13 protein-coding genes and 1 tRNA gene are annotated in these 13,856 nt (G+C 54.1%); 7 read left to right on the top strand and 7 right to left on the bottom strand.

The features are described 5' to 3' along the window. Positions 1 to 26 precede the first annotated feature (26 nt). Positions 27 to 953, bottom strand: coding sequence for a hypothetical protein (locus EKL30_RS08240; protein WP_126706744.1), 927 nt, complete (start codon positions 951 to 953; stop codon positions 27 to 29). Positions 954 to 1,108: 155 nt separating this feature from the next. Between EKL30_RS08240 and EKL30_RS08235 the strand changes: the two genes are divergently transcribed. Beyond that, positions 1,109 to 1,185, top strand: a tRNA-Arg gene (locus EKL30_RS08235). Positions 1,186 to 1,405: 220 nt separating this feature from the next. Here the strand turns inward: EKL30_RS08235 and EKL30_RS08230 are convergent. Continuing rightward, positions 1,406 to 2,302, bottom strand: coding sequence for a LysR substrate-binding domain-containing protein (locus EKL30_RS08230; RefSeq protein ID WP_126706743.1), 897 nt, complete (start codon positions 2,300 to 2,302; stop codon positions 1,406 to 1,408). Between the two features lie 125 nt (positions 2,303 to 2,427). Between EKL30_RS08230 and EKL30_RS08225 the strand changes: the two genes are divergently transcribed. Further along, positions 2,428 to 3,177 (top strand): sulfite exporter TauE/SafE family protein, encoded by a 750-nt coding sequence (locus tag EKL30_RS08225; protein ID WP_126706742.1) that lies wholly within the window; start codon positions 2,428 to 2,430, stop codon positions 3,175 to 3,177. A gap of 123 nt (positions 3,178 to 3,300) precedes the next feature. After that, the gene (locus EKL30_RS08220) at positions 3,301 to 3,483 is read left to right on the top strand and encodes a hypothetical protein (RefSeq protein WP_126706741.1); all 183 of its coding nucleotides are present in this window, start codon (positions 3,301 to 3,303) and stop codon (positions 3,481 to 3,483) included. Positions 3,484 to 3,955: 472 nt separating this feature from the next. Here EKL30_RS08220 and EKL30_RS08215 read toward each other — a convergent pair whose 3' ends face one another. After that, positions 3,956 to 4,819, bottom strand: a complete 864-nt coding sequence (locus EKL30_RS08215; protein WP_126706740.1) for a class I SAM-dependent methyltransferase — start codon at positions 4,817 to 4,819, stop codon at positions 3,956 to 3,958. Positions 4,820 to 5,040: 221 nt separating this feature from the next. Next, positions 5,041 to 5,592: a DNA-3-methyladenine glycosylase gene (locus tag EKL30_RS08210; protein ID WP_126706739.1), complete on the bottom strand. Its 552-nt coding sequence runs from the start codon at positions 5,590 to 5,592 to the stop codon at positions 5,041 to 5,043. A gap of 176 nt (positions 5,593 to 5,768) precedes the next feature. Here EKL30_RS08210 and EKL30_RS08205 point away from each other — a divergent pair, with 176 nt between their 5' ends. After that, positions 5,769 to 5,978, top strand: a complete 210-nt coding sequence (locus EKL30_RS08205; RefSeq protein ID WP_073107347.1) for a cold-shock protein — start codon at positions 5,769 to 5,771, stop codon at positions 5,976 to 5,978. Positions 5,979 to 6,148: 170 nt separating this feature from the next. Here the strand turns inward: EKL30_RS08205 and catA are convergent, their stop codons facing one another. The 3 genes from catA to EKL30_RS08190 all read right to left on the bottom strand — a co-directional run bounded on the left by catA (position 6,149) and on the right by EKL30_RS08190 (position 9,033). Next, positions 6,149 to 7,060 carry a catechol 1,2-dioxygenase gene (catA, locus tag EKL30_RS08200; protein WP_126706738.1) on the bottom strand — a complete coding sequence of 304 codons (912 nt, stop codon included), beginning with the start codon at positions 7,058 to 7,060 and terminating at the stop codon, positions 6,149 to 6,151. 229 nt (positions 7,061 to 7,289) lie between these two features. Then, on the bottom strand, positions 7,290 to 8,372 hold the full coding sequence (locus tag EKL30_RS08195; protein WP_126706737.1) for an adenosine deaminase: 1,083 nt from the start codon (positions 8,370 to 8,372) through the stop codon (positions 7,290 to 7,292). Beyond that, positions 8,353 to 9,033 (bottom strand): GntR family transcriptional regulator, encoded by a 681-nt coding sequence (locus tag EKL30_RS08190; protein WP_126706736.1) that lies wholly within the window; start codon positions 9,031 to 9,033, stop codon positions 8,353 to 8,355. The genes EKL30_RS08195 and EKL30_RS08190 overlap by 20 nt, the downstream gene beginning before the upstream one ends. 98 nt (positions 9,034 to 9,131) lie before the next feature. On the opposite strand from EKL30_RS08190, the gene EKL30_RS08185 reads away from it, so the two are divergent. Genes EKL30_RS08185 through EKL30_RS08175 form a run of 3 tightly spaced genes read left to right on the top strand, consistent with a single transcriptional unit; the run spans position 9,132 to position 13,844 of the window. Then, positions 9,132 to 10,382, top strand: coding sequence for an ABC transporter substrate-binding protein (locus tag EKL30_RS08185; RefSeq protein WP_126706735.1), 1,251 nt, complete (start codon positions 9,132 to 9,134; stop codon positions 10,380 to 10,382). A gap of 58 nt (positions 10,383 to 10,440) precedes the next feature. Beyond that, positions 10,441 to 11,322: a branched-chain amino acid ABC transporter permease gene (locus EKL30_RS08180; protein WP_126706734.1), complete on the top strand. Its 882-nt coding sequence runs from the start codon at positions 10,441 to 10,443 to the stop codon at positions 11,320 to 11,322. Positions 11,323 to 11,327: 5 nt separating this feature from the next. Further along, positions 11,328 to 13,844: a branched-chain amino acid ABC transporter ATP-binding protein/permease gene (locus EKL30_RS08175; RefSeq protein ID WP_233582915.1), complete on the top strand. Its 2,517-nt coding sequence runs from the start codon at positions 11,328 to 11,330 to the stop codon at positions 13,842 to 13,844. Positions 13,845 to 13,856 lie beyond the last annotated feature (12 nt).

Here is a 13,856-nt window from a genome sequence, read left to right as displayed (position 1 = left end):
GGCCGGTTCTTTCTAAGTGAAACATCTTAACTAAAATTTTGTTCGACTTCGTTCGCATAGACCATTAGCGCCTTGCGGCCATCCCACCAGTACACCTTCGCCACTTTGGTTCGATACGCAATATTCAGCGCTTGGGTGGGGTCGCTTTCAATATAGTGAGTATGGCAGCGGTCCAGAATGGCCTGCGCTTTATGAGCAGCGGTTTCTTGTGAGGTGTGGCGGGCTTCGTCGCGCATGATCAGAGGCCCATGAAAGCCGTGCTTGCTTAGCCACGCTTGGGTGCGTTGGCGATCTTGTTCCGGACGTCCAGTAATGATGGTCATGTCTGTCAGATCGAGCCGCGGCAAGATTTCGTTTGGCGGAAGCAGATCGCGTTGAGCCAAGGTATCGTGCAAGGCCAACTGGTATTGGTCCTCGGGCAAATCCATGAGCAGCACGCCGTCCAAGTCTATTGCCCATGATGCGTACGTGTATTCCGGACGATCCGGCCCGTTAAGAGTGCCATCGAACGCTGCAGTGATGGATTCCCGTTCCCATGGGAACCAGGCCCTGAATCCCTGGGGTATCTTCAAGCCATATTGAGGCGTAATGCGCGATTCGCTATCGTAGGCCAAAGCAAAAATCGTAAGGTCGTGGCCTAGTTCGAGCAGGAATGCTGCACAGTCAGATAAGGTCGTGCCCCGACCTGCAACGTCTTCAATAACAAGCAAGCGAGACGGACGGCTGGGGCGGGCGACCGTAAACCACGAGACAGCACGATCGCTGCGCGAGTAGGCGACGGCATATAAAGGGACGCCGAGGCTGGTGGAAGCCATCACTCCAGGCACCAGGCCGCCGCGCGCTATCGATACCACGGCATCGAAATCCATGGTCCGCCATGGCCCCAAAAATTCTGAAATGACGGCTTCCATCCGAGAGTAATCATAGGGAAAGGCGACTCGGGCAGTTTTCATTTTTATCCTGTACGTTGAAAGCGTGCTGCAATGTACACAGGGTAACGTGCAGGAGATACTTCTTAAATTGGGGAAGCAAGGTCGTATTTTACGCAGTAAGTGGCAGGCCGCAAGACACGCAAAAAAATCTATGTTATAGTCATGCCTCTTTCGCAGCGGCTGTAGCTCAGTTGGATAGAGTACTTGGCTACGAACCAAGGGGTCGTGGGTTCGAATCCTGCCAGCCGCGCCAGAATTAGCTAGTTAAATTAACTAGTTAAAGCCCCGTAAGGCCTAAACAGCTTTACGGGGCTTTGTTTTTTCTAGCTTCATGGGTACACCTATCGGTACACCAGAAGCTCATGGGTACACTGCAGTACCCTATACATCCATCAACCGGTACAGATTCAGCAGGCGTTCATACGTCGCAGTGGCGAAGTATTGTGTTTCTCCCACGCAGCCGTCGTGCTTGCTTATCGATGCGGCGGTTGTGCGAGTATGTATTGGATGAGTTGCTGCACATGAACGGGCACATCTTGCATGCGTCTCATACAAAATACTAAGTTACGCTGCGCCCATGGGTCGGATAACGAAACAATTTTGATGCCAGCTGACCGGGTGTACCGCAGGCAGACTGCCTTAGGAATAATAGCCAGACCTATACCCCGTCCCACGACGCGGCATATCGAGTCGAAGCCGCGTAGACGCACTCGGTAATCCAAGCTTTTTCCTAAACGGCGAGCCTGTTGCGTTACATGATCGTGTAGGGCGCTGCCCGAGCCAAGCCCCACGAATGGTTGGTCGACGACTTCTGCGAAGGCGACTCTTTTCTTCTTCGCGAGGTCGTGATCGCGAGGCACCGCGAGGACCAGAGGATCGGAACGGAATGCGAAGCACTCCAAGCCTTCAATATCGACTGAGTCGGCGACCACGCCAACGTCACACAATTGATTGCGTACGGCGTCTACGATCTCGTCGCTCGTACGCTCTTCGAGATCTATTGAAATGCCGGAATGCTCGGCAAGAAAGCTGCTTATGACGTCGGGCAGGTGTTCGCTGAGCGCCGACGTATTACAGAGCAAACGCACGTGCCCGCGTAAGCCAGCGCCATAGTTACCAAGTTCGTCGTGCATCTGATCGATTTGAGCTAGGACAAGCCGAGCATGGTGTACAAGGGCTCGACCTGCTGGCGTCATGCGCGTGCCCCGCCGGTCGCGTACGAGCAAGGGCGTGCCGATCGCGTCCTCCATACCGCGAATGCGCTCGCTAGCTGAGGCGAGCGTCATATGGCTCGCTGCAGCGGCGGCCGTAATTGTTCCTGCCTCGTACACATTGAGAAAGAGCCGTAAGTCGATAAGATCGAAGCGCATGATGAAAGAAAGACTACCACAGTTATCCTTAGGTTCCGCCTAAGCCTGCCCTCGGAAAAGCCCGATTGTGAAGTGAGATTAATCGCTTATTATCTTTTCACTTTTATGACTTCATATGCATCGGAATGAATGACCTCTTTTCCCTGAATGTGCTCATTATCGCGTTAACGTTCTTCGTGGCCGGCATCGTCAAGGGGGTGACGGGGATGGGGTTGCCGACGCTCTCGATGGCGATTCTCGGTGCCATCATGTCGCCACTCACCGCGGTTTCGCTGCTGATCATCCCATCTTTCGTCACGAATTTTTGGCAATTGATCACCGGACCGGATTTTTGCGCGTTGATCAAGAGGTTGTGGCTAATGATGCTCGCCATCGTAGTGGGCACTATTGCCGGCTCATGGCTTTTGACGAATACCAATACCAAGTGGACGAGCATGGCGTTGGGAGCCGCCTTGGTGTTCTACGCGGCGCACGGTCTTCTGGGGCGCCCTTTGTCGGTCCCTCCGTGCATGGAGCGCGCATTATCACCCGTTATTGGAATGATGACGGGAGCCATCTCTGGAGCAACCGGGGTTTTCGTCATCCCCGCAGTTCCGTACCTCCAAGCGCTTGGCTTAAGCAAAGACGACCTCATCCAGGCGCTTGGGCTCTCCTTTACGGTTTCGACCGTTGCGCTTGCGGCAAGTTTGGGAGTCGGCGGAGCCTTCCACCTTGGAAACATTACTCTGTCGGCACTTGCCATCATTCCAGCCTTGCTAGGCATGCGGGTCGGGACTGCAGTCCGAGCACATATCGGCGTCGCGACATTCCGCCGCTGGTTTATGATCTTCCTCGGTGTCCTCGGTCTTGAGCTCATTTTCCGCTCGGTTCTGTGAGTGGGTAATCATTGCGTCATCAGCGAAAGGCGGTGCGGACTGGGGCTACCCGGATTGGCAAGGATGATTTTCCACCCTTACTGATTTGTTCTCCGATAGCATTGCGTTGGAAGGATCTGCTTTATGAAGCTGCTCACCTCGTTATGGCACAAACAGAAGCAGGAGCAAAGCCCAAATGATCTACTCAATAGCGCTCTCGATGTAGCGCTGGATTTTAACAATTGGCTGAGCCCGATCCAAAACCGACTAAAAGAGCGCCATCGATCGCTTACAAAGGCGGAGCTTGATGCGTTAAACCAGACCTGACGGATGTCATTGTCTTTGGACAGCAATTGGCGCTGAATCTCTCCGCCGAAGTGGAAACAACGAGCGTGCAAGACCGCTTCAATGTGCAGCTCGCCGAACGATACCCATGGACCAGCCAGGCAAATCTGGAGCGCGCATATCGACATTGCATTTATTACGCAACCAAGACTGTCCGATTTCGGTAGTCAGAGCAGGCATTCAGAGACGTCGCGTTGCCCAGGGATTCGCCGCAGCATCGATAGCAAACGCGTTTGAAGAGCGCCTGGACGACGTCGATTAGAAACTGGTCGCCCAGTTCATTTTTCGAGGCAGAACGAAACCGAGCGATAATTTGCACTTATAACCGCGGCCACCAAATCTCACGCCAAGAGCCTTGGCCGACTCACGACCTAGCCTGGTGCAATCAATGATCTGGTTCATCACCCAACGTGTTCCATGCTTGGGTTTTCTCAGCTTGCATTGGCCAGTTTGATTACCGTGCGCCTGCAGTCAGCAGTAGTTCATTCGGGCCTTCCCATCCGCTTGGTGTTTGAAATTGGCGTAACCTGCTTTCCATTTCAAGCAGGGCCGCTTCGCGTGCGCTGGGCGTGAGCATGCCGAGAAGGCGCATGACAGACGACGTAGAAGTTCGAATAAATTCCACATAAGCAAAGGCCGAGGGCAGCGAGAACGCTGCGGGAATCGCGCTTGTCGTTATATCGTGGAACTTTGCGCTGGCGAACAACTCGCCGATGTCGCCGGGTCGGCTCAGGCTGAACAAGGTCCCGGGCATATAAGGATCTGGCCATGGAAGGCCGGCATATTCCAAGGCTGTCTGCATTACGATCGCCAGGCATGGATTTCTCTCGACTTGCGAGTACACCAACACACTGACTCGTGAACCCGGTTTCAGGGCATGGTGAATCTCTTGCAGACTCCGCTTAGGGTCAGGGCAAAACATAAGGCCCAGCCGGCAAATTGCGGCATCGAAGCTTGCCGCGGGTAAATTAAGGTTTTCGGCGTCGGCCACCATGGTCTGGACGTTATCGAACCCGTGGCCTCTTGCATTGGTTGCGGCAAAATGAAGAATGTTGGGTGAAATATCGGTGGCTAACACGTAGCCGTTCGGACCCACCCGGCGGGCAGCGTCCAGAGTCTGATCGCCGGCGCCGGCGGCCACATCCACTACGCATGAGCCAGGGAGGATGTTGGCCGCATCAAGCATCGCGCTGGTGGCATTTGCAAGCCATCGACGTATCTGCGGTGTGTGTACGTTCCAGCCGATGGCGGCCCGGCTCCACGAGTCACGCGCCTCGGCCTTGAACTGCTGTGGGTCGAATGCCTCGTTCTCGTTCATGGCGCCTCCAGGCAAGCCGATCGGATCGCATTGGAACTTTATTGACTTTCTCAATATAGCGGCTTTGCACGAGGGGTTGAAGTAGGCTCTCTGGAGGGTAGTGATGGACTTGAACGGCCTCTAAACTTTGATCACGCGAGCTTGTGACGGAATGCGAGGCCTTGAATATTTGCCATGGAAAGGGCCTGCTTGCTGTCGCCGGCTCGCGACTCCGGCGTGCCTTATTTCTTTGACACGTATCGATTGCCTTCTATATAGAAGCGCAATAATTTTCCAGCCCATTCGCCGGCATAGTCGACGCCGATCCGGGGGCGCTGGATAATCGTAATGTCTTCGTGACCGAGCGGCTCGGCGATAAAAAAATCGCCACTGCACAGGTCGTGCCCATAGTTGCTGCGGTCTATACCCATCGCTTTGCAGAGGCGACCGGGTCCGTTGGTGTTTACCGAAATATTTGCCACGGGTTCCAAGGCCCGCAGCAATACCGCGGCCCCCGTGCCGTCAGGTTCGGTAACGATATTCATGCAATGATGAATCCCGTATATCAGATAGACATACGCGTACCCGGGAGGACCGAACATGACTTTGGTACGCGAGGTAAGGCCCTTGGAAGTATGAGCCGCCAGATCGTGTGGGCCCAGGTAAGCCTCGACTTCAACAATCTTGCCCGTACGCAGGAGTCCGTCGACCTGTTTCACCAAAAGTTTGCCCAGCAAATCCTGGGCGACTACTGTCGTTTTTCTACTATAAAAGTCGCGGGATAGTGGTCGCATAGGAAAGAATCACTTGACTGACGGTTTGTCAAGAGGTAGACTTCTCGCTTAGATTTTCAAGTTCGTTGAAGTTAGTACAACTGAAGTACCAGAAACAGTACTTTTTTGCTCAAATCTCTACACCTTGACAGTCTTCTATAGAGCATATCGCTCGTCTATTTTAGGGATTGCAAAAAATGCAAACAGAAACTGGTATTGTAAAGTGGTTCAACAACGAAAAGGGCTTTGGTTTCATCAAGCCTGAATCGGGTGGCAAAGACTTGTTCGCCCATCACACCGACATCATCGGCACTGGCTTTAAATCGCTCGAAGAAAACCAACGCGTTTCCTTCGTAGCTGCTGAAGGCCAAAAAGGTCCTCAAGCCAAATCGATCCAAGCTATCTAATAATAGTTTGCTGGATTAAAAACCCACCTTTCGGTGGGTTTTTTGCGTTGGAACGTCATTCCTTGAGCGTCCGTGCATCAACAGATTCCCCTGCCGGACACACAAAAGACGGCCACGGAAAAATTCCCCGGCCGTCCTTTAGATCGTACTTACCTGTAGTTAGGTAAGGCTTATGCGGCGGCGCGTGCCCGGGTTACGTCAGTACCCAGCACATTGGATTTCTCGGCGTGAAGAGTAAAGTTAAAGACAATGTGCGAAAATTCGCCTTTCAGCTTGTATTTGGCAATTTCAGCGGGGTCGCTTACTTTGGTCAACACCGGCACCAGACCTTCCCGCGTGGCGAAGGCGAAGTCGTCCCACAGGTAAGGGTCGCCATCAATATTAATTTGCGTGGTAAGTTTGCGGTGATCGTTGGCGGTCACGAAAAAGTGAATGTGCGCAGGGCGGTTGCCGTGACGTCCCATTTTCTTCAGAATGGTATCGGTGGCCCCATTGGGCGGAACACTGTAGCCGACAGGCACGACGCTTTGGAAACAATACCGACCGTTCTCGTCAGTACGGATGCTGCGACGTAGGTTGAACGCTTCCTGCGATGGATCAAAGTAGGAATAATTGCCCAGGTGATTGGCGTGCCAAACCTCGACCAGCGCATTTTTCAGCGGAGTAACGCCATCTTCGGCAAATACCTGGCCTTCCATAACCAAGGGGTCGCCTACTTCATCTTCGCTGCATAAGCGCGCAAACCCGACCGATTCCGGTGCGCCCGCGACATACAGCGGGCCTTCGATTGTGCGCGGAGTGACATTGGGATTGAGTCCGGCTTTGGCCTCGGCCTCGTCCATGCGAATGTCCAACAGGCGTTCGAAGCCAAGCCCTGCAGCGATAAGACCAAACTCTTTCGAGCTAGTGCCTAAAAAGTTCAGTGCAGTCCAGAATTCGCTGGGTGTGATGTCGAAGTCTTCAATGGTGTAAAACAAATCTTTGACAATACGATTGGCGATGGCCTTGATTCGCTCGTCAGCAACGGGGCCTTCAGTGCTTGCTATTTTCGCTATTAAGTCGTCGATTAGTTGCTTGCTCATGGGTACGGCTCCTTTTCAATAGCCATAAAGATTTTAACGGTTGCCGTAGCGATTGGACGCCTTGACAGCTTTGTCGATCAACCTGCGCAAACGGCGAGTCTGGGCCGGCCTGCGCTAATTGGACCCACGGTGTTACGTGAACGGGCTTCTATGCGGCAGTCAGTATAAGAGTCGCTAATCGTCAGGTCTAATACTATTGAAGGCTTCCCGCATACCTTCAGGGTATCGCTTATGGCCTCGACGAGACAGGCAACGTGACCGCTGGAAACCGAGCAATCAGGCTTGCTTTTTGCGCCTCGGGTAGGAACGAAGCGAGCAAGCTGTTTGTTGCCAGCGTTGCCAATTCCTGTCGGCTGGGGTGTAGGGCGTGGGCAACGGCCATATAGTTGTCGGCGATATAGCCGCCAAAATACGCGGGGTCATCGGAATTGATCGTAACCATGACGCCGCGGCGCAGCAGACGAAGGATGTTGTGGTCGCTCAACGATTTCACAACCCGCAGTTTCAGGTTCGATAGCGGACACACCGTTAATGGCGTCTGCTGGGCGATAAGGCGCTGCATTAGCTCGGGGTCGTCTTCGCTGTTTACGCCGTGGTCGATGCGCTCGACCTGTAGCAGGTCCAGTGCATCGCGCACATAGGCGGCGGGTCCCTCTTCGCCGGCATGTGCCACCAGCCTGAAGCCCAACTCTTTGCAGCGCGCAAACACGCGGGCAAATTTTTCAGGTGGATTACCGCGTTCGGCCGAGTCCAATCCTATGCCTATCCAAAGATCCTGATACTGCTCTCGCAAGGGCAGGGCTGCGTTCAGGGTCGCCAAGGCATCGTCTTCCGACAAGTGGCGTAGGAAGCTGGGCAGCAGATAACTGGTGATGCCGGTTGAGGCACGGGTTTCTCGCAGGGCGCCGGCAATGCCAGCGAATACCGTCTCTATAGCGATGCCGCGCTGAGTGTGCGTTTGCGGATCGAACATGATTTCGGCGTGCACGACACCGTCGACCTGGGCACGACGCATGTAGGCCATGGTCATGTCGTAAAAATCGCGTTCGGTAACCAGAACGCGTGCGCCCGCGTAATACAAGTCTAAAAACGACTGCAGGTCCTGAAAAGCGTAGGCGTTGCGCACGTCGTCGACGCTGGCATAGGGTAGGACAATACCATTACGCTGCGCTATGTCGAACAACAGTTCCGGTTCCAGAGAACCTTCAATATGCAGATGAAGTTCGGCCTTGGGCAAGGCTCGTATAAATTCGCCAAGGCCAGGGGCCACGTCCGGCTTGCCCGTGCTTGCTTCAAGAGAATTGTTTGGCATAAATATGTTGGAAGGCGCTGGTTATATCGGTGCAAAGCGCCGTCCGGGCTTCCACTGGGTTTTTTTCTTCCAGCGCCTTGATCAGGCTGGCGTGATGCTCGACGGCAATTTTTTTTTCGGTGCGTTCTGATCCTGCCCGCAGATCGTAGTTCAAGACCGGTCCTATTCGAAGCCACAAGGTTTCAATGATTTTCATCAGCATGGGCATCTGGGCTGCCTCATAAATTGAGAAATGGATCTCCTTGTTAAGCAGTACGACGGCTGCTTTATCCTGCGTTGGCGCATCCATCGCCAAAGCCAGTTCCTTGTTTAGCTCCTTTAGGCACTTCACCAGTGCAGGGCCAGCGTGGGGAGTGGCTTGTTCCACTGCGAAGCCTTCGATTTGAAGTCGAATGTCGGTGATTTCCCTGAACTGACTTGCTGTCATGACCGGCACTCGGACAGAGCGATTGGGCGTTACTTCAAGTGCCTGATCGGCCACTAGCTGGTACACGGCTTCGCGCACAGGCATCACACTAACTCCTAGCGCCTCGGCCGTCGATCGCAAGGAAAGGTGTTCGCCAGGCATCAGTTTGCCGGTAAGCAGCAGCTCTTTGATTTGGAACAACACGTTGGCCCCCAGCGTCTCTCGGCGGGGAGCAGGGTTCAACAGAGTCTGCATAATTATCTACTTCAAGGGTTATTACCAAGTGTGATCTGTGATCACACTTGGTTAGTATAACGATAAAACATCTCATTAAATTCATCGAGGAGACAAGCATGACTGACAAGAAAGTCGCAGCGCCTGGACGCCGTTTGTTGCTGCAAGGGTCTGCCGCGATGGCGGCCGGCCTGGTCATGCCCTCACTGGCACGTGCCCAAACCGCCGGGCCCATCAGGATCGGGCACTTGACTCCTCGCACCGGGTTCCTGGGCCCCATGGGCGAGTATGCGGTTTTGGGCGCAACACTCGCTGTAGAAGAAGTCAACGCCGCCGGCGGGGCCTTGGGACGCAAACTGGAATTATTAACCGAAGACAGTGTTAATCCACAGACGGCTTCCACCAAGGCGCAGCGCATGGTGGAACGTGACAAGGTGAACGCAATCGTCGGTGAAATCAGCTCTGCCTCGGGGCTCGCGATCGCGCAGGTCGCCACGCGGGCGAAGACGCTGTTTCTGCAAACGGGATGCAATTCCGACGAACTGCGCGGCAAAAGTTGCAGCCGCTACATGTTTCATCTCGAGGCATGCAACACCATGTATGTCCGTACCATCGGCCGGGCATTACTTCGCGATGGCATGGTGAAAGGCAAGAAATGGATGGCATTCACGGCGGATTATGCATTCGGCCATGATCTGTTCAAGCAAACTAAAAAGTTCATGGACGAGCATGGCGCGATTTTCGTTTCCAACGACATGCTGCCCACCGACGCAACAGAGTTCAGTGCATCGTTATTGAAGATACGGCAGCAGAAGCCGGATCTCGTCATGAGCAATTTGGCCGGAAATCAGACGACGAACTTTGCCAAGCAATACAAAGAGTTTGATATCGGGATCCCGTTTGCAGGGGCCGACATGAATATGACCAGCATCTGGGGGGCCGGAAGTGCAGGCTTCAGCGGCACCTGGCCCATTATCTGGACCCATCAGGTCCAGGCTCCGTCCGCCGTCGAATTCGTATCCCGGTTCCAGAAGCGCTGGAACAAGCTTCCCGAGAACCAGGCCGTCAACGATTACCTGGCAATAAAAATACTGGCTGATGCCATGAACAAGACTCAATCCGACGATGTTCAAAAAATCATTGCCTATCTTGAGTCGGACATAAAGTTCGACGTGCTTCGCGATCGACAGGGGTACTTTCGGCCTTGGGACCATCAATTGATGTACGAGATGTATACGGTGACGCCCAACTCCGACAAGGGCACCGGAAAGCAAGACTTCATGACCACCAGCAAGCCGGTCCCGGCTGTGTCGGAAAGCCTTGAAGTGCTGGCACCAACGCAGCAAGAAAATATGTGCACTTTCGCCTGAAATACGACATGATGGGCGTTGAATCGTTCAGCGCCTTGCCCCGCCCGGAGAACGTGTTTTGGCAACGGAACTGATTTTCGTATTCCAGCAGGTAGCCAATGGCTTGCTCTTGGGCGTTTATTACCTGTTGATTGCACTTGGCTTATCGATCATATTCAGCCTAGGCGGCATAGTTAACCTGGCTCATGGCGCGTTTTACGCCATCGGCGCTTACCTGATGGTGTTTTTAAGCGAACGTCTGGGCTATGGCTGGGCTTTCGTTGCATCACCGATTCTTGTCGCTATGCTGGGCATGATCATTGAACGGCTGTTTCTTAAGCGTTTCTATCGCTCTGATCCTGTACTGAGCCTGTTATTTACGTTTGCCTTATCGATGGTCATCGAGCAATCGCTTCGAATGATCTTCGGTGCCTCGCCCCTATCGTTTTCAATTCCTGAGTTTGCACATGGGCAGGTTATTGTTGGCGATTTTTTCTACCCGGTATATCGGGTAGGCATGCTGGTGGTTGCCATCGCCGCAGTCGCCGGCACCTGGGTACTGCTTAATAAAACCGCCTTCGGAAAAATCGTCAAGGCAGGCATCAATGATCCTGATATGGTCCGTGCCATGGGCATTTCTCTGGCCCCGGTCATGACGGCGGTTTGCGGACTTGGAATCGGTCTGGCGGGCTTGGCCGGAGTTCTTCTAGCACCCATTACCGGCGTTCAGCCCGCCATGGGCCAAGAGATCCTGACTGCGGCATTCGTGGTCGTCGTCATTGGAGGCCTAGGCAGCTTCTGGGGGGTAGTCGTCGCAGCCATGCTGGTGGGCACGATTCGCGGCCTCACTTCGTATTTCTATCCGCCGGCGTCCGAAGCCTCTTTGTATTTGTTGATGCTGCTTATTCTGGTGCTGCGTCCGCGCGGTCTTTTGGGCGAGAAGTTCGAGCGCCTGGAGTAATGCCGATGTCGATGCACGAATTGAAAACATTAGGCTCAATAGCGCTGGGGCTCGTTCTTCTTCCTCTTGTACTGCAGATCGCCGGACTGACCTACAGCACGGCAGTTGAGTGCCTGGTTCTTGCCATGGCCGGGTTGGCGCTCAATATCCTTCTGGGCTCCACCGGGCTGGTGTCTTTTGGCCATGGCGCCTGGTTCGGTATCGGTGCCTACGTGGTGGCGATTCTGCAGCTACGCTATTTTCACGACTCTTCGCTGCTTCCCTTGCTGCTTGCCGTTGTCCTGATAGCCATTGTCGGGATGGTCGTTGGTGTTCTGGTCCTGCGTCGGCGCGGCGTCTACTTTTCCCTCTTGACGCTTGCCTTCGGTGCCTTGTGCTTCACGGTGGCCTACCGCTGGACGGCGCTGACTGGCGGAGAGAATGGACTGGGCGGCATTGAGCGTTTCTCTATTCTTGGTATTAGCCTGGACACGCCGACAAACTTTTATATATTCGTTTCACTCATCGCGTTTGTGGTGGTGGCGTTTCTGTTGCGGCTGACGCAATCCCCGTTCGGTAAAGTGCTGGTCGCTATTCGTGAGAACGAACTCCGATGCAAGTTCATCGGTTTTAACGTCGACTCGTACAAATTGCTGGCCTTTGTTTTATCGGCGGTGATCACTGGTTTGGCAGGAGGCCTTTCGGTGCTGAGCCATCGCATTGCCTCGGCCGAAAGCATGTCGCTTACGTTTTCAGGCGAGTTGTTGGCGATTGTTTTAATCGGGGGTATGCGCAGCTTTACCGGCCCGATATTCGGTGCCTTATTTTATATTCTGTTCCGGGAATACCTGTCGATGTACACGTCCGACTGGCTGCTGTATTTCGGAATAATTTTCATCTTCTTCATCCTGGTCACGCCGTCTGGCCTGACGGGCATATGGTCGCGTATCAGAAGGCTCGTCGTACCCGACAAGATCACCGATGCGGCGATGGGAGGCCGAGTCATCCCTTCCGGGTCAGATTTTTTTCCCTCTTTTCTTGGCAGCCAGCATGCAGCGATCTTGCGCTGTGAAAACATCAGCAAGAATTTTGGCGGCATCAAGGCGGTCGATGACGTCAACCTCGAGGTTCGAGCAAAGGGCGTGCATGCGTTGATCGGCCCGAACGGGGCGGGCAAGACATCGTTGTTCAATCTGATATCGGGCCTATTTCCGGCCGACCAAGGAGCCCTGTCGCTGGGTTCCATGAAACTGAATGGGTTGAGCCCCGACCAGATTTGCGCCAACGGGCTCGCTCGTTCGTTTCAAATTACCAACTTGTTCAAAGGCCTGAGCGTTCGCGAAAACCTTTGCCTGTCGGTTCTAAGCCGCGATCCGCAACGATTTTCAATTTGGAAGCGGCTAGACGCCTTGCCGCTTACTCAATCCCAAACCGATGAACTCGTGAAGTACCTTGGGGTTCAGGGTATGGAGACCGCCATCGCCGAGGACTTGTCCTACGGGGGACAGCGAGTGGTCGACATGGGCCTCGCCTTGGGTGCCGCACCCCGCATATTGCTGCTGGACGAGCCACTGGCCGGTCTGGCGGCGGCAGAACGCGACCGGATCGGCACGTTGATTCGGAATCTTGGGGATCGCATCGGCATTTTGCTGGTCGAGCATGACGTAGATCGGGTCTTTTCCATGGCCGACAAGATCACCGTGATGAACCAGGGCAGTGTGCTGGTCGAGGGCGATTCGGAGGTGGTGCGCCGCCACCCCGAGGTGCGCGAAATTTATATCGGATCGGGAAGCCAGGCACTTGCCGCCAAGGTCAAGCCAGGCACGATATCCGATCACGTGGCATTGCGTGTTGACCATCTGGATGCCTACTATGGCAAAAGCCATATCTTGTCAGATATTTCCTTCGTGGCACGCAAGGGCGAGGTAATCGCAGTATTGGGCAGAAATGGTGCCGGCAAATCGACTTTATTGAAAAGCCTGCTGGGCCTCGCCCGCATGGGCGCGGGCAGCATCAACATTGCGGGGCAGCATCTGTCTTCCCCAGTTCCCGAAGTAATGGCCAGGCTGGGCATTGCCTTCGTGCCACAAGGCAGGCGCCTTTTCTCCGGCCTGTCGGTAAAAGACAATCTCATGCTGGGCCGTCTGAAGCGGTCTCAAGTCGGTTCCAACGGCTGGACTGATCAGGAAATCTTCGATGTTTTTCCTCGTCTCAAGGATCGATATAACGTCGACGCAACGTTGTTATCCGGCGGCGAGCAGCAGATGGTGGCGATTGCGCGTGCGCTGGTCGGGCACACCGAGGTATTGCTGCTGGATGAGCCATTCGAGGGTTTGTCGCCAGCCATGACGGAAGAGGTCTTCAACGCCATCCTTGAACTCAAGTATCGCGTGACCATACTGATTGTCGACCATAACCTGGATTTGGCGCTGGCTATTTCGGATACAGCACTTGTGCTTGATCGCGGCAAGGTGTCGCATCAAGGAGAGGCACGCGAATTACTGGTGAATCTGGATTTCCGTAAAGAAAAACTGTGGATCTGAAAAGGGGGAAGC

The organism is Candidimonas sp. SYP-B2681 (genome assembly GCF_003971065.1).
GTDB lineage: Bacteria > Pseudomonadota > Gammaproteobacteria > Burkholderiales > Burkholderiaceae_B > Pollutimonas.
This window is presented reverse-complemented; position numbering and strand designations above follow the sequence as displayed.